The organism is Brevibacterium permense (assembly GCF_013280495.1).
GTDB classification, from domain to species: Bacteria; Actinomycetota; Actinomycetes; order Actinomycetales; family Brevibacteriaceae; genus Brevibacterium; species Brevibacterium permense.
The window spans coordinates 275,973-293,621 of record NZ_JABSSX010000003.1; the positions used below are offsets into that span (position 1 = coordinate 275,973).

Genomic DNA, 17,649 nt, shown 5'->3' on the forward strand with positions numbered 1-17,649 from the left:
GCGAGAGCAGAGAGAAAGAGACCATGACTGCCACAGCAACGGAAACCTCTCCGGCACAGGGCACTGCCCTCGGCCGGATTTCCCGAGTCATCGGCCCGGTTGTCGACATCGAGTTCCCGCTCGACTCCGTGCCCCAGATCTACAACGCACTGACCACGTCAGTGGACCTGTCCGAGGGAACCAGGAAGCTGACCTTCGAGGTCGGACTGCACCTGGGCAACGGACTCGTCCGCGCCGTGTCGCTGCAGCCCACCGACGGACTCGTCCGCGGCCAGGAAGTCGTCGACACCGGCGCACCGATCTCCGTTCCCGTCGGAGACGTGACCAAGCACCACGTGTGGAACACCACCGGTGACTGCCTCAACCTCGCCGACGGCGAGGAGCTGGAGATCTCCGAGCGGTGGCCCATCCACCGTCAGGCTCCGGCCTTCGACGAACTCGAGTCCAAGACCGAGATCCTCGAAGTCGGCATCAAGAGCATCGACCTCCTGACGCCCTATGTCCAGGGTGGAAAGATCGGTCTGTTCGGTGGCGCCGGTGTCGGCAAGACCGTCCTCATCCAGGAGATGATCTTCCGTATCGCGCACAACCACTCGGGAACCTCGGTGTTCGCCGGTGTGGGCGAGCGGACCCGTGAGGGCAACGACCTCATCATGGAGATGGACGAGGCCGGCGTCTTCAAGGACACCGCGCTCGTGTTCGGTCAGATGGATGAGCCGCCAGGCACCCGTCTGCGCGTGGCGCTGTCGGCGCTGACCATGGCGGAGTACTTCCGCGATGTGCAGAACCAGGACGTGCTGCTGTTCATCGACAACATCTTCCGCTTCACCCAGGCCGGTTCCGAGGTCTCGACCCTGTTGGGTCGCATGCCCTCGGCCGTGGGCTACCAGCCCAACCTGGCTGACGAGATGGGTCTGCTGCAGGAACGCATCACCTCGACTCGTGGTCACTCGATCACGTCGATGCAGGCGATCTACGTTCCGGCCGATGACTACACCGACCCGGCTCCGGCGACGACCTTCGCCCACCTCGACGCGACCACCGAGCTCAGCCGCGACATCGCCTCGCGCGGTCTCTACCCGGCTATCGACCCGCTGGCCTCGTCCTCGCGCATCCTCGATCCGCTGATCGTCGGTGACGAGCACTACCGCGTCGCCAACGAGGTCAAGGCGATTCTGCAGAAGAACAAGGAGCTGCAGGACATCATCGCGATCCTCGGCGTCGACGAACTCGGTGAAGAGGACAAGCTCGTCGTCCACCGTGCGCGTCGCATCGAGCAGTTCCTCTCGCAGAACACCTACACCGCTGAGAAGTTCACTCAGGTTCCCGGTTCGACCGTGCCGCTGGCCGACACGATCGAAGGCTTCTCGAAGATCTGCTCCGGCGAAGTCGACCACATCCCGGAGCAGGCATTCTTCAACGTCGGTGGCCTTGACGATGTCATGCGCAACTACGAAGAGATGCAGAAGTAAGCCATGGCGGCACTCGAAGTGAATGTCGTGGCTGCTGATCGCGAGGTATGGGTCGGTGAGGCCAAGCGCGTCATCGCCCGTACCCTCGACGGCGAGATCGGCATCCTGCCGGGCCACGAGCCCGTGCTGGGTGTCATCGCCGACGGCGAAGCACGGATTCTCACCCCGGGAGAGGACACCATCAGAGTCAAAGCCGATGGCGGATTCCTCTCGATGGAGAACAACCGTGTGATCATTGCCGCTGATCAGGCCGAACTTCTCTGATCCGCAGGTTACACTGGCAACCGTGAACCCTTCTGTCCTGCTGATCGTTCTGCTCTCGTTGGTAGGACTTGCGCTTGCTCTGATCGTGGTCGTCACGATCCGACGCAGGTCGATCTCGAAGCTCTCGGGTGCCTTTGACTGTTCCATCAACGTGGGCGAGGAGTATTCTTCTCGCCCACGTTGGCGTTTGGGCGTGGCCGTGTTCTCAGTCACTTCCCTGGACTGGTATCCGGTCTTCGCACTGACGCGGCGCGCCGCGTTCCGATTGCCGCGCGCGGATCTCGACATCCTCGTCCGGCGCAAGCCCACCTCCGGTGAGCAGTACTCGGTCCTTCCCGAAGCGGTCGTCGTCGACTGTTCGTACGGCAAGGCGGACGGTCGTCCGCGTTCCGTGTCTCTGGCAATGGACACCGAATCCCTGTCCACGATGGCTTCGTGGCTCGAATCATCACCTCCTGGCTTCAATCCGACGATGGGACGTTTCACTTAATGGATGTCTTCCGCTTGACCGGGCCCGCACAGTTGGCGGGAACCATCGATGTCAGAGGGGCCAAGAACAGCGTCCTCAAACTCATGGCTGCGAGTTTGCTCGCCGTGGGACGCACCACCATCACCAACGTCCCGGCCATCCTCGACGTGCGGATCATGGTCGAACTGCTCGTCCGCCTCGGCTGCGAGGTCGACTACGACGCCGAAGCCGGCGCCGTGAGCATCGACGTCCCCGCCGAAGTCGGCATCCAAGCCGACTACGAACTCGTCCGCGCAATGCGTGCTTCGATCTCCGTCCTCGGCCCGCTGACCGCACGGATGCGAGCCGCACATGTGGCTCTTCCCGGCGGTGACGCCATCGGATCCCGGGGACTCGACATGCATCAGGCCGGTCTCGAAGCCCTGGGCGCTGTCGTCCACCTCGACCACGGCTATTTCATCGCCGAGGCTCCGAACGGTCTGCGCGGCACCGAGATCGTCCTCGAATTCCCTTCCGTCGGAGCCACCGAAAACCTCGTTATGGCGGCGACTCTCGCCCATGGCACCACTACCATCGCCAATGCCGCGCGCGAACCGGAGATCGTCGACATCTGCACGATGCTCGTCGAGATGGGCGCGCAGATCGAGGGGATCGGCACCTCTGACCTCACCATCACCGGTGTCGAATCGCTGCAGCCGGTCACCCACCGCACCGTCGGTGATCGCATCGTCGCCGGAACCTTCGCCTTCGGCGCTGCTCTGAGCGCGGGCGATGTGACCGTGCGCGGGGTCGGGCTCGACATCATGCCCAATATCGGGATGAAGCTTCGGGATTCGGGCGCCACGGTGGAAGATCTTGGTGAGATCATCCTCGGTGACGGTACGCAGGGCAAGGGATTCCGTGTCATCGGCGCCTCGCGTCCTCATGCCATCCGGGTGGCCACCATGCCGTTCCCGGGCTTCCCGACGGATCTGCAGCCGTTCGTCATCGCATTGAACTCGGTGTCCGACGGAATCGGTCTGCTGTCTGAGAACCTGTTCGAAGCGCGCTGGCGCTTCGTCCAGGAGATCGCCCGCCTCGGTGCGAAGGTCCGCATCGACGGAAACCATGCGCTCGTCACCGGCAGCGAGAGTCTATCCGGTGCTGAAGTCGAAGCCTCCGACATCCGCGCGGGAGCGGGCCTGGTGATGGCCGCTCTGCGCGCCGGGGGAGTGACCGAGGTATCGGGAATCGATCACATCGAACGCGGCTACGAGAATTTCGTCGATAATCTTCGCGCACTCGGTGTCGGCATCGAACGCGTCGAGAAGCGCGACGTCCTCAGCTTCGACTAGATCTCTCTCGACGAACTTCGCGGACCCTGGCTGTCAGGAGTTGCCTCGTTCTTGCAAGTCGGCCCTCGGTTCTCTGTCGTCTTCGCGCTCGTTCAAGCCGGCTCCCGTCTGTCCGAGGTTCGCGCTCTCGTTCAAGCCCGCCCTCCTCTGTCGACAGGTGAACGGCGCGGAATTCGCGCTTCGCCTTGAACGGCGACTGCTACCGACCGCCGTTCGAGGGCTTGCGCGGTGGTTCCGCTGTCCTGCATATCGGTCGATCCTCATGACGATGCGGTCTGTGTGGAGGAGTCGAGCGTTGTCCACAGCCTGACTTCTCATTCTGGTTCTCCAGCGTCTCGTCACCCATGCTTGAAGGCATGTATGGATGTCTGTCGACTGCCGCACTGCTCGAGGCCGGGTGGGACTGTCATCGGATCAGAGCCGCCGAACGATGCTGTCTGCGACGATTGGAACGAGGGCGATATGTTGTCACCGCAGAATGTTCTGATCCGGCGCACAGTTTCGCCAGTGCGATAGCGGCGGCTCCCACAACCACACTGCCGATAGAGTCGACGGGCCTGCGCAAACGCGTGGAAGATCTGAGAATCCTCGTCCGGTCGTACGTCGATCGCCTGCCTCCGGACGCAGTATTCTCTCACCGCAGCGCACTCATCGTTCACGGCCTTCCAATTCCTTACGTCGAGCGAGACGACGTCTTCGTTGATCGGCGAGGCTGGAGTGGGTGGCCGGCTAACCCGCGGATTGACCGTGGGCCCGTCCGCCGCTTGACCCTGGGTGATCAGAAGAGGCGCGTCTCGGGGTCGTCCATTCCGCGGAGGGCATCGTAGTCGAGAACGACGCAACGGATGCCGCGGTCCTCAGCGAGAGTGCGTGCCTGCGGTTTGATCTCCTGAGCGGCGAAGACTCCGTTGACTGGGCTCAGCAGCGGATCGCGATTCATCAGCTCGAGATAGCGGGTCAGCTGTTCGACACCGTCGATATCGCCGCGGCGCTTGATCTCCACCGCCACAGACTTCTGTCCGTCGTCACGAGCCAAGATGTCCACCGGGCCGATCGCGGTCATGTATTCTCGGCGCACCAGACTGTAGCCCTCGCCGAGGGTCTCGATATGCTCAGCAAGCAGTTCCTGCAGATGCGCTTCGACCCCGTCCTTGACCAGCCCCGGATCGACCCCGAACTCATAGGAGTCGTCAGCGAGGACTTCGGCGATGGAGATGACGAGACGGTCACCGGTCTTCGTCTGCGAAACCTCCCACAGCTCCGTCAGGCCGGCCTCTTCCTGCTCGGCGTCGGGCTCGATATGCCGAACCGTACACGGGGGAGTCATCCAGTTCAGCGGCTTATAGGAACCACCGTCGGAATGGATGAGCACCGAGCCGTCAGACTTGAGCATAATGAGGCGGGTGGCCATCGGAAGGTGGGCGGTCAGACGACCGGCATAATCAACGGAGCATTGGGCAATGACTAGACGCACGCGCTTCAGCCTACGTGAGACAATGACTCTATGCCACGATCTTCATCCTCGCGTCGCAAGAACAAATGGCAGCAGGCTCCCCGCGATCTGTCCGACTCTGTGGCAGGCATGAGAACAAGCCGTTCATTGCCGGACGGAACCTGGTCCGTGCAGACCGTGAAGGGGAACGAATCCGGCAAGATCTATGTCTGCCCTGGCTGCGGCCGCGATGTCAGTGCCGCCACGAGCCATATCGTTGCGTGGCGTCAGGATGCTCCCCACGGAATCGAGATCGGGGTCGAAAGCAGGCGGCACTGGCACCAGCACTGCTTCGACCGCTTCCGGTGACGGTTAAGGTGAGATCAGATGATCTCCGGGCTGTCGTAAACTGGGCTGGAGTCGACTGAGACCTCAGTCAGCCAACGTGCCTCACAATGACGAAGGGACCCGCATCAGCGGGTCCCTTCGTCATAGTCGATTCTGCCGGTCTCAGATCAATCGGTCTCGACCCAGCCGGACTCGACTCAATCGGTCTCAGCGCAGCGAGTTGCGCGAGCGCGAAGTCTTCGAGTTGTCCTTCGAGCCGGAGACCTGAGCGTTGATCGAGATAGTGTCCTCGTCGGTGGCGCCGTTGGGCAGATCCTCGCCAGCCGTGTCCTTCTCATCAGCGGCAGAGTCAGCGTTCGACTCTGAAGCGTTCTTCGAAGCAGGAGTCGACTTCGAGCTTTCGGCCGACTCGTCGGATGCCTTCGCCGGGCCATTGCCCTTGGCTCCGGCACTATCGCTCTTCGCTGGCCCGGTCGACTTCGAACCCCCGCCCGAGGCGGACCCGGACTTCGAGGAGTCGGCATCGGAGTCGTTCGCCGCAGCGTCATCGGTCGACTTCGCGGAGTCCTCGGACCTCGGCGAATCCTCTGAGGAGTCATCGTCGGCCAGCAGGTCTTCGAGCTCCTGACCGTCGGCGATCTGCTCGGTGGCTTGAGACGCCGATTCGGCCTTCGCCGGATCCACTGAGTCGCCGCCCATGACCCCGGGCATAGCGAACAGCGAACGGAGCTGATCGAGCTGAGCAGTGATCGTCTTGCGCTGCTTCGTGAGCAGATCGACCTGCGACTGTGCGGAGGCGACATTGCGCTTGGCCTCTGCCGCGGATTCCTCGATGGTCGCCTCGGCGGTGGCGCGAGCTTCCGCAATAAGCGTCTGCGCGCGGGACTTTCCGTCGGCGATGATCTCGTCGGCCTTCTTCACCGCGTCGGTGCGAGTCTGCTCCGCACGCTCGGCAGCTTCTTTGGCCTCGGTGTCGGCCTTCGCCGCACGTGCCTGAGCCTCTTCGACGAGCTTCTTGTTCTCGACCTGCGCCTCTTCGTAGCGCTTCTTGCGTTCGGTCTCGGCTTCCTTGCGCTTGTTTGCGAGCTCGACGTCGAAGTCGTTTCCGGCCTTCTTCGAAGCCTCGTCGCGAGCCTTCGCGGACTTGAGCAGCTCGTCGGCCTGTGCCTGAGCAGCCGCCACCGTCTCCTCTGCCTCGGTCTTGGCCTCGGCACGCAGATCCGCGGCTTCCTTCTCAGCGGTCGCCCGCAGTTCGGAGAGCTCGAGATCAAGGCTCTCGCGAGCCTCCTTTGCGGAAGCGGCATTCGCCTCCTTGGCCTGCTTGGTCTCGCGTTCGGTGGTTGCGCTGAGCTCGGCTGCGCGCTTCTCCGCGGCTTTGATCGTCTCTTCGGCGCGCAGCTCAGCCGAGGAAGTGATCGCATCGGCTTCCGAGCGCGCATTGGACAGTGTGTCGTTGCTCTCGGTGTGCATCCGAGCGCGAGCGGATGCCGCCTCGGCGCGGGCCTTGTTCCGGATCGTCTCAGCATCGGAATTGGCCTGAGCCAGGGTCTCGCGAGCCTGCGACTCGGCGATCTTGAGAAGATGGTCGATGCGGCTTCCGGGAGGCCCTGCCGCCTCCGCATTGTCGTTGGCAGCCTTCTTCAGCTGTGCCTTGGCCTCGGAGAGCTCACCTGCGATCTGCAGCTTCGCCCGATCTGCATTGATGACCTGACTGCGTGCATCGGCCAGGGCCTTGCGGACCGACTCGACCTCGGTGCGCAGCTGCTGCAGTCGCGCATCGACTTCACTCTTCTCGTAGCCGCGCATCGCTGTGCGGAATTCTTCGGTGGGCGTCACTGAAGCGAACTCCTGTCATCTTGGAAAAGGGGTGTTCTTAAGCTGTCCTCGTCCTACTCTAACGGAGACTCCATGAGTGTTGGGTGCGAATGCGAGAGCGTGGACGAGGGGTTGATCCACGGCTGCGCGGACCCCGTGATGCAGGCCACATGGGCCTCGACTAGGCTGGTGGATGTCGAAATGCATACGTGTTGCGGACCCGAGTGCGCAACGCGGATATCCGAGGAGGAAATATGGCTGATGCAGTGATCGTCGCCGGAGCGCGCACACCGTTCGGGCGACTGCAGGGAGAGTTGTCGAAACTCAGTGCCGTCGAGCTCGGCGCGGAAGCCATCGCCGGGGCACTCGATCGTGCCGGCATTCAGGGCTCCGACGTCGACTATGTGATCATGGGTCAGGTTCTGCAGGCCGGCAACAGTCAGGGTCCCGGTCGTCAGGCGGCGGTCAAAGCCGGCATCCCAATGTCCGTTCCGGCCGTGTCGGTCAACAAGCTGTGCCTGTCGGGCATCAACACGATCACCCAGGCAGCCCAGCTGATCCGGGCCGGCGAGTACGACGTCGTCGTGGCGGGCGGTCAGGAATCGATGAGCCAGGCGCCGCACATGCTCATGAAGTCGCGTTCGGGGTACAAATACGGCGATGTCGTCGCCAAGGACCATATGGACTATGACGGCCTCTGGGACGCATTCACCGATCAGGCTATGGGCGGACTGACCGAAGAGGCCAATGCCGGTGACCGCGAGTTCCCCCGCGCCGAGCAGGATGAGTTCTCCGCGCGTTCGCACCAGCGCGCCGCGGCGGCACAGAAGACCGGTGCCTTCGAGAACGAGATCGTGCCAGTGACTATCAGCTCGCGAAAGGGCGATGTCACCATCTCCGCAGACGAGGGTGTGCGTCCTGACACGACAGCCGAGTCCCTGTCCAAGCTGCGGCCGTCCTTCCGGAAGGACGGAACGATCACCGCCGGCAACGCTTCGCAGATCTCCGACGGAGCCTGCGCCGTCGTTGTCATGTCGCGTGAGAAGGCCGAAGAGCTCGGAGCTCCGATCCTCGCCGAGATCCGCTCGCACGCCTGGACCGCCGGACCGGACTCGACTCTCCAGCACCAGCCGTCACAGGCGATCAAGGTCGCTGCCGAGCGTGAAGGCGTCGCAGCCGATTCCTTCGACCTCTATGAGATCAACGAAGCCTTCGCCGCCGTCGGCCTGGCCAGCGCCAAGGACCTCGGCATCGACGAGGACAAGGTCAACGTCAACGGCGGCGCCGTCGCACTGGGCCACCCGATCGGTGCCTCGGGAGCCCGGGTCGTCCTCACCCTTGCCCTCGAACTCCAGCGCCGAGGCGGCGGCACGGGTATCGCCGCACTCTGCGGAGGCGGCGGGCAGGGTGACTCGCTCATCGTGACAGTGCCCGCTCAGGCCTGAGCCGAGTCGTTCGGCCGCAAGCCAGACAGATGAACCGGTGGGGAGCCGATCGGCTCCCCACCGGACCGAACAGAAGGGACCACCATCATGCTCGCAGCTTTCTCAGTCGCTCCCAGTGGGGGAGAAGGGGCCGACGCCTCGGTCCACGATGCCGTGGCAGCGGCTGTCGAGATCGTCCGCAATTCCGGTCTGCCGCACCGGACGGACTCGATGTTCACGACCATCGAAGGGGAATGGGACGACGTCTTCGCGGTCATCAAAGAGGCCACCGAGGCTGTCGGCGAGTTCGGCACTCGAGTGTCCCTGGTGGTCAAGGCCGATATCCGCCCCGGTTACTCCGGCGAGATCGACGGCAAACTCGAGCGTCTGGAGAAAGCGATCGACGCTCGCGGCGAAGGCTGAGACGAATTCTTCCGAAATTCTCAGTGACGTGAGTCTCATCTGGCGTTAGTCTTTCTCCATCGGATGCATCGATCGAAGGAGATGGACAATGAATGGTGCAAAGCTCTTCTCCGTTGCCACGGCACTCACGCTTGTCGCGTTGCTGGGCTTCATGCTCGCAGGATTCTTCCCGATCATCGTCGACTTCGCCTTCGGGATCGAAGCCGTGGCAGTCATTCTTGCGATGACGGGGGTGGTGGCCGTGTCATTCGTGACGGTGAGGAAGTCGATGGAGAACGCAGCCCGTCACTACTGAGATGTTCCTGCCCTGCTTTCACGGCAGCGCGTTGGCCCCGGTACGAGGTGACGGATGAGACAGTCCGCACCGACCCGGGGCCGCTTTCTGTTCACATCCGAGCATCGGTTAGGATATTTGAGCCTCCGTAGCTCAGTCGGATAGAGCAACCGCCTTCTAAGCGGTAGGTCGCGGGTTCGAGCCCCGCCGGGGGCGCTTCTCATGCCCGCATCCGTTGATCGGGCGGGTCCGTCTGATCCCTGCTGTCGCTGAGCAATTCCGCGCCGATACGGCGTGGCAGTTGGTGCCGAGCTGGGAAAACATAGAGAGTGGAGGCGTGATGACTGAGAGCAAGAGCGCCGTGACGCCGCCGGTCGGCCAAGCGTTGAACGATATCGTCAAGCGAGTGTCGGAGACGCGCTTCACCCTGCGCAGCGAAGACTTCGCCGACGCTGGCACAGCACACTCGACACTGACTGCGGAACTCAACGACTACGTGCTGCCGCGGATCAACCGTTCGCGGACTCCGTTCCTCATCGCCGTGGGAGGATCGACAGGTGCCGGCAAATCTACACTGGTCAACTCCCTCGTAGGGCGCAACGTCAGTCCTGCCGGCGTGCGTCGACCGACGACGGGCAACCCGGTCGTCATCTTCAACCCCGCCGATGCGAAGTTCTTCGAATCAGAGCATTACCTGCCTGACCTGCCGCGCAGCTCCGACCCTCAGTCGGCCATGCCCGGAGTCGTGCTCATCGCTGATGAGCACATCGAAGCGGGCACGGCAATCCTCGACTGTCCGGATATCGACTCCGTCTCGGAGACGAACCGTGCGCTCTCGCGCAGGGTTCTGCTCAGCGCCGACCTGTGGCTCTTCGTGACGACGGCGAACCGATATGCCGACGCCGCTCCGTGGGCTCTGTTGAAGACGGCGGCCGCGCGAAGCACTTCGGTGGCCATCGTTCTCGATCGGGTACCACCCGAAGCCAACCGCGAAGTCAGGCATCACCTGTCGAGTCTGCTCGCCGATGCGGGGCTGGCGAACTCACCGATCTTCTCCGTCGCAGAGCTCGAGCTGGAAGACGGTCTGCTGCCTCATGCGGCGATCTATCCGATTCGCTCCTGGATCTCTCAGGTCGGCACGGAGGGCACCTCACTCGAACGCATCCGCAATCGCACGCTGACGGGTGCGATCGCTGCGCTGCCCGCACGGGTCAGGGAGCTCGCCGACTTCGCCGAAACGCAGGAACAGGCTCACATCGCCCTGGTCGGCTCAGTGGAGAAGAGCTTCCGATCGGCTCAATCCGGGCTCGCCGAAGTCTTCTCCGACGGACGGGTCCTGCACGGAGAGGTCAATGCCCGCTGGCAGGACTTCGTGGGCACAGGTCAGCTCTTCCGGGGACTGGAGCCGACGATGGCTCGTATGCGAGATCGCATCTCCGCTGCGGTGACCGGCAAACATGACGCGGCCACTCCATTGCATGTCGCCATCCTGCGCAGCGCGGCCGTGTCCCTGCGCGAACAGGCCATCGACGTGGTCGATGAAGTCAATGCCGAGTGGCGAAACACAGCTGCCGGTGCCGCCCTCATCGAAGATCAGCCTGAACTGCGCACGGTGGGCGCGGGGCTCGAGGACTCAGTGAAGTCGGCGGTAAGTACCTGGTCGGACGAAGTCAACGCGCTTGTGCGCGATATCGGTCAGGGAAAGAAGTCCAAGGCCCGAATCCTCTCCTTCGGCGTTGCAGGAGTCTGCGCCGTCGTCGAATACGCTGCCTTCTGGGATCCGCGAAGCGCCAGCGATGGCGGGCAGAGCACCCGACAAGGTGCAGGAGTCGCGCTCAATCTCGCGGAGACGATCTTCGGAGCCGACGAAGCGGCCAGGCTCATCGCATCGATCCGACAGCGCTTCCTCGACGCGGCTGTGGGCATCGTGGCGGGCTGCCGTACTCCTTTCGACAACGCATTGAGACTATCCGCGGTACCGGCGCGGCAAGCGGGCGCCCTGCGCGCCTCCGGTGAACGACTTGAGGTGGCATTGTGAACAGTTCCGCACAGACCGAGATCCGGCGCCTCGCCGAGGGTATCCGACATGCCCTGTCGCTGAGTGACGACAAGCTCGGCGGAGACGTTCGCACCGATGCGCAGAATCTGCTCGATCGGGCGGAAGACCGTCTGGGCCTGGGAGAGGACTTCACCGTCGTGGCATTCGCCGGGTCGACGGGCTCCGGCAAATCATCACTGTTCAACGCAGTGGCCGGCCTCGAAATCGCCCGTGTCGGTGTGCGCAGGCCGACGACTTCACGACCGACCGCATGCGTCTGGGGCGAGGGCGGAAACGATGTCCTCGACTGGCTGCATGTTCCCGAACGCAGCCGCACCTGGCGCGAGTCCGCGCTCGACGGCGACGATCAGAGGCGACTGCACGGTCTGATCCTGCTCGACCTGCCCGACCACGACTCCACGGCAGTCGAACACCGTGTCGAGTCGGATCGTCTGGTGGGACTCGTCGATGTCGTGTTCTGGGTCGTCGACCCACAGAAATACGCCGACTTCTCACTGCACTCCGAGTACCTGACCAAACTCGCGGAGAACAGCGCGAACATGGTCGTCGTCCTCAACCAGATCGACAAACTCAGTCCGGAGGAGCAGAAGGCCGCAACCGACCATCTGCGCCAGCTGCTCAACGAGGATGGGCTGAGCGAGACGAATGTGCGCATCTCCTCGGCCGTGACTCGAGAGGGCATCCCGGAGATCCGCAGCATCCTCGCCGACACCGTCGACTCGAACGACGCAGCGGCCGAGAGGCTGTTGGCCGATATGCAGGCGATGGCCAATCGGATCCGGAAGGAACTCGGAGAACCGGTCTCCTCGCCGGACGAACTTGCCGGCGCATCCCGACTGGTCGAGACGATGTCGGAAGCCGCCGGTGTCGAAGCCGTGGCACAGACCGTGCACGATGATTACATCCGTCGTTCCTACCGCAAGACCGGGTACCCCATCCTCGCATGGGCCCAGCGCAATGCGCCCGATCCGCTGGGTGCCAAGCACGGTCAGGACAGGGACGAGCTCGTCCGCGCTTCGGTGCCGGCGACGACGAAGGCACAGAGCTCCCACGTCCGGCTCATGGCGCACGAACTCTTCGCAGAATCCGTGTCGACCATGCCGCAGGCATGGCAGAACGAGGCCGCGGAAGCAGAGAAGAAGAGCACCGACGAGCTGTCGGAGAATCTCGACTCGGCCGTCACGGCTGTGGATATCACTCGCCAGAGCCCTGGTTGGTGGTCGCTGGCACACACCCTGCAGATCATCTTCTTCGTCGCCTCGATCATCGGTCTCCTCGGCATCATCGTCTCCGCCCTCGTCGCCGTAATCGGTTCGGGTGCCCTGCCGACGTGGTGTTGGATCCTCAGCATCGGGTTGTTCCTGATCGGCTGCATCGGTTCATTCGTGACTTCTCTGGTGGCGAAGTCTGCGCGGGCCAAGGGCGCCAAGGAGGCGGCCTCCGAGGTCGACGGCAAGCTGCGAGACGCGGTCGGCCGCGTCGCCCAGAGCTCGTATCTCAACTCGGTGAAGAGCGTCATCGGAGAACACCGACGGGCATACGAGATGCTCGGCTGAGACGCAGACACGCATTTCCGACTCGAACACACCCCGTGGGCGACTCGGACAGTGACGCCCTGTGGACGGAGAACCTCTGTCCACAGGGCAGTTCATGTTTCTGGACACTGGTGCGAAGGACCGGGCTGACTGGAGATCCATGCGGACGCAGATGACCGTATGGTTTCATCACACCGATTTGGAGACACCGATGTCCGCAATCCCGATCACCGTCACCGGTACCATCGCCACCGCGCCGAGCGCACGTACGCTGCCGTCCGGGCGAGCCTGCGCCTCGTTCAGGCTGGCCGTCAACCACTGGCGAGTCGACAAGAACACCGGTGAATTCGTCACAGACGGCACCTCGTGGTTCGGCGTCGACTGCTACGGCGACCTGGCGAGCAATTCCGCGATGTCGCTCAACACCGGCGCCGCGGTGATCGTATCGGGCAGCCTGAGGAATCGAGAATGGGCCACCGAGGAGCGCAGCGGAATCTCGCCGACGGTGGTAGCGGAGCATATCGGTCCCGACCTGAGGTACGGAACCGCTCATTACAAGCGCGCCAAAGCAGCCGACCGCTCACAGTCGACGGCCGGAGAGACGACCTCTGATTCATCCGGATCGAACGATTCGGGTTGGAGCGCATTGAGCCCTGCCGAAACGCCGCCGGAGTCCGAATCCGACGCCGACACCGCTCATGGCGACATCGTCGATACCGCGAGCAGCGACGATGCCGACATCGACACCGGTGCCGAAGATGATCCGATCGCACAGGAGACCGCAAAAATCGCGGCACCCTTCTGATCGCGTGAATTCCTTGCCTTCCTGTCGAATCGTTGCGCCTCGCGGCTCGTGTCATCCGCTAGAGTGAGACTGTCAATCGTCCCCTCTCGCCGAGGTTGCAGATGCGTCTTGTTCCTGTGCTGAGTGCTGCGGCACTGACACTGGCATTGTCGGGCTGTTCGCTGCTCGGCTTCGGTGCCGATGATTCGCAGCCGCAGCCGAAGCAGACCCAGGCGAAGCCCGTTGCCGAAGTCGACAAGGTGCTCAAGGCACTCAAACCACTGACGGGTGACAAGGAATCGGTGCCGTCGACGAAGAAGTTCTTCTCCACGATGCTCGACGCCGGCTATGAGCCCGAGCAGCTCGAGGCCACGATCGACGAATCGCCGCTCGGCAATGAGGTTCCTTCGAAGATGTTCGGAGTCAAGACCGACAAGGGCTGCGTCGTCGGCGAGATCCGGAAGGGCAAAGCCACCGCCGACCTCGTCCAGCCCACCGAATCGACGGGCTCCTGCCTGTTCGGCGAAGTGGAACGGCCGAAAGGTGTCAAAGCACCGAAGGGCGAGAAGCGCGACGAAGACGGCGACTCGAACGGTGCCGGCCACCTGCCCGGTGAGGACATCAACGGCAAGGACGGTGAAACCGAGAGCCCCGCGCCGAGTGAAGACGACTCCGCGTCGGCAAGCACCGGGGGAGTCGAAGGGACTGAGGGCTCCGAAGGCAACGACAGTTCCCAAGGAACCGATGGTTCTCAGGGCACCGATGGATCCTCCGGTGAGGGCGGGTCCGAGGAGACCTCGAACGAGGGCGACACTTCGGGTGAAGCCCCGTCACTCGGCGGCGGCTGAGCGCTCGTCAACGCAGGTCTGGTCGCCTCGGCGGAAGTTCAGACAACCCCGGCGGATGCCGAGCGTCAAGTGGCGCTGGGGTGCGCCGAACCGATAGCCTGAGTGCACTATGGCCGAATTCATCTACACCATGCACAAGGCGCGCAAAGCGCACGGTGACAAAGTCATCCTCGACGATGTATCGATGTCGTTCTACCCCGGAGCGAAGATCGGTATGGTCGGCCCCAACGGCGCCGGCAAATCTACGATTCTCAAGATCATGGCGGGTATCGAGCAGCCCTCCAACGGTGAAGCTCGACTCAGCCCCGGGTACTCGGTGGGCATCCTCATGCAGGAGCCGCCCCTGAATGAAGAGAAGACCGTCCTCGGAAACGTCGAAGAAGGCGTCGGCGAGATCAAAGCAAAGGTCGATCGTTTCAATGCCATCTCCGAGGAGATGGCCGATCCCGATGCGGACTTCGACGCCCTCATGGAAGAGATGGGCAAGCTGCAGGAGGCCATCGACGCCGCTGACGCTTGGGATCTCGACTCCCAGCTCGAACAGGCGATGGACGCTCTGCGGTGCCCGCCGCCGGACGCGGACGTCTCTGTGCTCTCCGGTGGTGAACGACGCCGTGTGGCACTGTGCAAGCTTCTGCTGGAGAAGCCCGATCTGCTGCTCCTCGACGAGCCGACGAACCACCTCGATGCGGAATCGGTGCTGTGGCTCGAGCAGCACCTGAAGACCTACCCGGGCGCTGTCATCGCGATCACCCATGATAGGTACTTCCTCGACCACGTGGCCGAATGGATCGCCGAAGTCGACCGTGGGCATCTCTACCCCTATGAGGGCAACTACTCGACTTACCTCGCGAAGAAGCAGGAGCGCCTTCAGGTCCAGGGCAAGAAGGACGCGAAGCTCGCTAAGCGGTTGAAAGACGAACTCGAATGGGTGCGTTCGAACCCGAAGGCGAAGCAGACGAAGTCGAAGGCCCGACTGGCCCGCTACGAAGAGATGGCGGCCGAGGCGGAGAAGACGCAGAAGCTCGACTTCGAAGAGATTCAGATTCCAGCCGGCCCCCGCCTCGGTGATGTCGTCATCGAAGCGGACAAGATCGAAAAGGGCTTCGATGGGCGCAAACTCATCGACGGCCTGAGCTTCTCCCTGCCCCGCAACGGCATCGTCGGCGTCATCGGACCCAACGGCGTCGGAAAGTCGACGCTGTTCAAGACGATCGTCGGTATGGAAGAGCTCGACGGCGGAGATCTCAAGGTCGGAGAGACCGTGAAGATCTCCTATGTCGACCAGTCCCGCGGCGGAATCGATCCGGACAAGAACCTGTGGGAGGTCGTCTCCGACGGACTCGACTTCATCCAGGTCGGCAAGGTGGAGATGCCCTCTCGTGCCTATGTCTCTGCGTTCGGATTCAAAGGCCCGGACCAGCAGAAGAAGGCCGGAGTCCTCTCCGGCGGTGAGCGCAACCGCCTCAACCTCGCACTCACCCTCAAACAGGGCGGAAACCTGCTCCTGCTCGATGAGCCGACGAACGACCTCGATGTCGAAACCCTCGGCTCGCTGGAGAACGCCCTGCTCGAGTTCCCCGGCTGCGCCGTGGTCGTCTCGCACGATCGCTGGTTCCTCGACCGTGTGGCCACGCACATCCTCGCGTGGGAAGGCACAGAGGAGAACCCTGCGAACTGGTACTGGTTCGAAGGCAACTTCGAAGCCTATGAGAAGAACAAGGTCGAGCGACTCGGCGAAAACGCGGCCCGCCCGCACCGAGTCACCCACCGTCGTCTCACCCGAGACTGAGCTCAGTTCGGTCTGAGCCGAACCGGTTCCGACTCTTCTTTCGCATCTTTCGGATACAGGTGGACGATGAACGCGCCCGCACAGAATCGGTGGGAGATGTGCGCTGCGTCCGCTGGCGGAGCGTCCAAAACGAGCCAGCCCGAAGCCTCGACCGAATGAGGAGCAGAGTCAGTCCTCTGATCGGCGGGTGAGTCCGCCGAGGTTCGCGATCCCTCTGAACAGCAGCCGGACGAGAATCGTGCCGACGACTCCACATACGACTGCCAACAGCCCGCAGACCGCCACATGCAGATCCGTGCGTCCCATGAACGCCACGAGGCTGAGCAGCCCGATGACGAGAAAAAGCGCCACGTTGACCAGCCGGCTGAGGATGGTGCCGATGATGTCCATCATCGTCGGGTCCTTGCTCGTCACTGAACCTCCTTGACCCGGACCATGCCTTCCTGGGCCACAGTGGCCAGCAGGGTCCCGTCCTGAGCGAAGATGCGGCCGTAGCCGAGACCGCGCCCACCCTGTGCGGCAGGAGACTCCTGCACATAGAGCATCCAGTCGTCGACGCGCACCCTGTGGTGCCACCACATCGCATGGTCGAGGCTGGCCACCCGCAGCCCCGGGGTTCGCCACGTCAGTTCGTGATGACGAAGGACAGGTTCGAGCAGGTTGAAGTCACTGGCATAGGCCAGAGCCGCGGCATTGAGCACCGGATCGTCGCCGAACGTCGAACTGGCTCGGAACCAGGAATGCTGTTCGGTGATCGAGGGATCCGAGACGCCCGAGGTGTGCAGAGACGGCTCGACAGGACGGACTTCGAAGGGACGCTTCCTCAGCCAGTCGCTGACGACCGGAGAATCCTCGTCACCGATATAGTCAAGCAGTTCCGGGCAGTCATCGGGAGCCGGCAGACCTGTAGGCATCTGCTCGGCATGGCTGAGACCCGGCTGGTCGTCCTGGAACGAAGCGCTCAATGAAAGGATCGGCGCGCCCTTCTGATAAGCGTGGACGCGACGGGCCGAGAACGAACGGCCGTCGCGCAGCCGCTCGACGCCGAATTCGATGGGCTCACTGACATCGCCGGCGCGCAGGAAATATCCGTGGAGGGAATGGATCAGGCGGTCACTGGGAAGTGTGGCAGCTGCTGCGACGACACACTGTGCGAGCACCTGCCCGCCGAAGACCCGACCGTCGGGTTTGTACTGGCTGTGCCCGATGAAGAAGTCCGTTTCGCTGGACGCCGCAGTGAACTCGAGCCGGCGCAGATCGAGGATCTCGTGCAGCCGAGCTACGTTCGCCTCCGCTTCGGAGGATGCTTCGTCGGTCATGGGCTTCTCCCTCGGATGACTGGGCCAATCGTGCGTACGAGTCACGATCCTATCGCG

General features: G+C 63.1%; 17 protein-coding genes and 1 tRNA gene. 14 read left to right on the forward strand and 4 right to left on the reverse strand.

The genetic code is table 11. From position 1 onward, the window contains the following. The first annotated feature begins 23 nt into the window (after positions 1-23). The 4 genes from atpD to murA are packed head-to-tail and all read left to right on the forward strand — an operon-like array spanning position 24 to position 3,539. Entirely contained in the window at positions 24-1,472 is a 1,449-nt protein-coding gene (atpD, locus tag HK353_RS06260) for a F0F1 ATP synthase subunit beta (RefSeq protein ID WP_101545512.1), read from the forward strand. Between the two features lie 3 nt (positions 1,473-1,475). Further along, positions 1,476-1,736, forward strand: coding sequence for a F0F1 ATP synthase subunit epsilon (locus HK353_RS06265; RefSeq protein WP_173153952.1), 261 nt, complete (start codon positions 1,476-1,478; stop codon positions 1,734-1,736). Positions 1,737-1,758: 22 nt separating this feature from the next. Beyond that, on the forward strand, positions 1,759-2,226 hold the full coding sequence (locus tag HK353_RS06270; protein ID WP_025776910.1) for a DUF2550 domain-containing protein: 468 nt from the start codon (positions 1,759-1,761) through the stop codon (positions 2,224-2,226). Beyond that, positions 2,226-3,539 carry a UDP-N-acetylglucosamine 1-carboxyvinyltransferase gene (gene murA, locus HK353_RS06275; protein ID WP_173153955.1) on the forward strand — a complete coding sequence of 438 codons (1,314 nt, stop codon included), beginning with the start codon at positions 2,226-2,228 and terminating at the stop codon, positions 3,537-3,539. Before HK353_RS06270 ends, murA begins: the two co-directional genes overlap by 1 nt. 778 nt (positions 3,540-4,317) lie before the next feature. On the opposite strand, the gene nucS is transcribed toward murA, so the two are convergent. Continuing rightward, positions 4,318-5,013 (reverse strand): endonuclease NucS, encoded by a 696-nt coding sequence (gene nucS, locus HK353_RS06280; protein ID WP_173153956.1) that lies wholly within the window; start codon positions 5,011-5,013, stop codon positions 4,318-4,320. 30 nt (positions 5,014-5,043) lie between these two features. Between nucS and HK353_RS06285 the strand changes: the two genes are divergently transcribed. Then, positions 5,044-5,340: a hypothetical protein gene (locus tag HK353_RS06285; RefSeq protein WP_245395823.1), complete on the forward strand. Its 297-nt coding sequence runs from the start codon at positions 5,044-5,046 to the stop codon at positions 5,338-5,340. A gap of 186 nt (positions 5,341-5,526) precedes the next feature. Here HK353_RS06285 and HK353_RS06290 read toward each other — a convergent pair whose 3' ends face one another. Next, on the reverse strand, positions 5,527-7,155 hold the full coding sequence (locus HK353_RS06290) for a coiled-coil domain-containing protein (protein WP_173153959.1): 1,629 nt from the start codon (positions 7,153-7,155) through the stop codon (positions 5,527-5,529). Between the two features lie 233 nt (positions 7,156-7,388). Between HK353_RS06290 and HK353_RS06295 the strand changes: the two genes are divergently transcribed. From HK353_RS06295 to ettA, 9 genes are all read left to right on the forward strand, one after another. After that, complete coding sequence (locus tag HK353_RS06295) at positions 7,389-8,579, forward strand: acetyl-CoA C-acetyltransferase (RefSeq protein ID WP_173153962.1); 1,191 nt, start codon at positions 7,389-7,391, stop codon at positions 8,577-8,579. A gap of 87 nt (positions 8,580-8,666) precedes the next feature. Then, entirely contained in the window at positions 8,667-8,981 is a 315-nt protein-coding gene (locus tag HK353_RS06300; RefSeq protein ID WP_173153965.1) for a thiamine-binding protein, read from the forward strand. A gap of 88 nt (positions 8,982-9,069) precedes the next feature. Next, a complete protein-coding gene (locus HK353_RS06305; RefSeq protein ID WP_139466994.1) occupies positions 9,070-9,276 on the forward strand; it encodes a hypothetical protein in 207 nt (68 codons plus the stop codon). Between the two features lie 121 nt (positions 9,277-9,397). Continuing rightward, a tRNA-Arg gene (locus HK353_RS06310) sits at positions 9,398-9,471 on the forward strand. A 124-nt stretch (positions 9,472-9,595) separates the two neighbouring features. Continuing rightward, positions 9,596-11,293, forward strand: coding sequence for a dynamin family protein (locus tag HK353_RS06315; protein WP_173153968.1), 1,698 nt, complete (start codon positions 9,596-9,598; stop codon positions 11,291-11,293). Beyond that, positions 11,290-12,870 (forward strand): GTPase, encoded by a 1,581-nt coding sequence (locus tag HK353_RS06320; RefSeq protein ID WP_173153983.1) that lies wholly within the window; start codon positions 11,290-11,292, stop codon positions 12,868-12,870. Before HK353_RS06315 ends, HK353_RS06320 begins: the two co-directional genes overlap by 4 nt. A gap of 190 nt (positions 12,871-13,060) precedes the next feature. Next, on the forward strand, positions 13,061-13,654 hold the full coding sequence (locus HK353_RS06325; RefSeq protein WP_173153986.1) for a single-stranded DNA-binding protein: 594 nt from the start codon (positions 13,061-13,063) through the stop codon (positions 13,652-13,654). A 101-nt stretch (positions 13,655-13,755) separates the two neighbouring features. Continuing rightward, the gene (locus HK353_RS06330; RefSeq protein WP_173153989.1) at positions 13,756-14,481 is read left to right on the forward strand and encodes a DUF6993 domain-containing protein; all 726 of its coding nucleotides are present in this window, start codon (positions 13,756-13,758) and stop codon (positions 14,479-14,481) included. A gap of 109 nt (positions 14,482-14,590) precedes the next feature. Then, complete coding sequence (ettA, locus tag HK353_RS06335; RefSeq protein ID WP_173153992.1) at positions 14,591-16,273, forward strand: energy-dependent translational throttle protein EttA; 1,683 nt, start codon at positions 14,591-14,593, stop codon at positions 16,271-16,273. A 168-nt stretch (positions 16,274-16,441) separates the two neighbouring features. On the opposite strand, the gene HK353_RS06340 is transcribed toward ettA, so the two are convergent. Beyond that, on the reverse strand, positions 16,442-16,687 hold the full coding sequence (locus HK353_RS06340; protein ID WP_342589831.1) for a hypothetical protein: 246 nt from the start codon (positions 16,685-16,687) through the stop codon (positions 16,442-16,444). After that, the gene (locus HK353_RS06345) at positions 16,684-17,592 is read right to left on the reverse strand and encodes an acyl-CoA thioesterase (protein ID WP_173153995.1); all 909 of its coding nucleotides are present in this window, start codon (positions 17,590-17,592) and stop codon (positions 16,684-16,686) included. Before HK353_RS06345 ends, HK353_RS06340 begins: the two co-directional genes overlap by 4 nt. Between the last annotated feature and the right edge of the window lie 57 nt (positions 17,593-17,649).

Excerpts from the sequence above, each read along its gene's own strand:
- HK353_RS06325 (WP_173153986.1), top strand. The coding sequence starts at position 13,061 with ATGTCCGCAATCCCGATCACCGTCACCGGTACCATCGCCACCGCGCCG.
- ettA (WP_173153992.1), top strand. The coding sequence starts at position 14,591 with ATGGCCGAATTCATCTACACCATGCACAAGGCGCGCAAAGCGCACGGT.
- atpD (WP_101545512.1), top strand. The coding sequence starts at position 24 with ATGACTGCCACAGCAACGGAAACCTCTCCGGCACAGGGCACTGCCCTC.
- HK353_RS06330 (WP_173153989.1), top strand. The coding sequence starts at position 13,756 with ATGCGTCTTGTTCCTGTGCTGAGTGCTGCGGCACTGACACTGGCATTG.
- HK353_RS06345 (WP_173153995.1), bottom strand. The coding sequence starts at position 17,592 with ATGACCGACGAAGCATCCTCCGAAGCGGAGGCGAACGTAGCTCGGCTG.
- HK353_RS06315 (WP_173153968.1), top strand. The coding sequence starts at position 9,596 with ATGACTGAGAGCAAGAGCGCCGTGACGCCGCCGGTCGGCCAAGCGTTG.
- murA (WP_173153955.1), top strand. The coding sequence starts at position 2,226 with ATGGATGTCTTCCGCTTGACCGGGCCCGCACAGTTGGCGGGAACCATC.
- HK353_RS06300 (WP_173153965.1), top strand. The coding sequence starts at position 8,667 with ATGCTCGCAGCTTTCTCAGTCGCTCCCAGTGGGGGAGAAGGGGCCGAC.
- HK353_RS06265 (WP_173153952.1), top strand. The coding sequence starts at position 1,476 with ATGGCGGCACTCGAAGTGAATGTCGTGGCTGCTGATCGCGAGGTATGG.
- HK353_RS06295 (WP_173153962.1), top strand. The coding sequence starts at position 7,389 with ATGGCTGATGCAGTGATCGTCGCCGGAGCGCGCACACCGTTCGGGCGA.
- HK353_RS06285 (WP_245395823.1), top strand. The coding sequence starts at position 5,044 with ATGCCACGATCTTCATCCTCGCGTCGCAAGAACAAATGGCAGCAGGCT.
- HK353_RS06305 (WP_139466994.1), top strand. The coding sequence starts at position 9,070 with ATGAATGGTGCAAAGCTCTTCTCCGTTGCCACGGCACTCACGCTTGTC.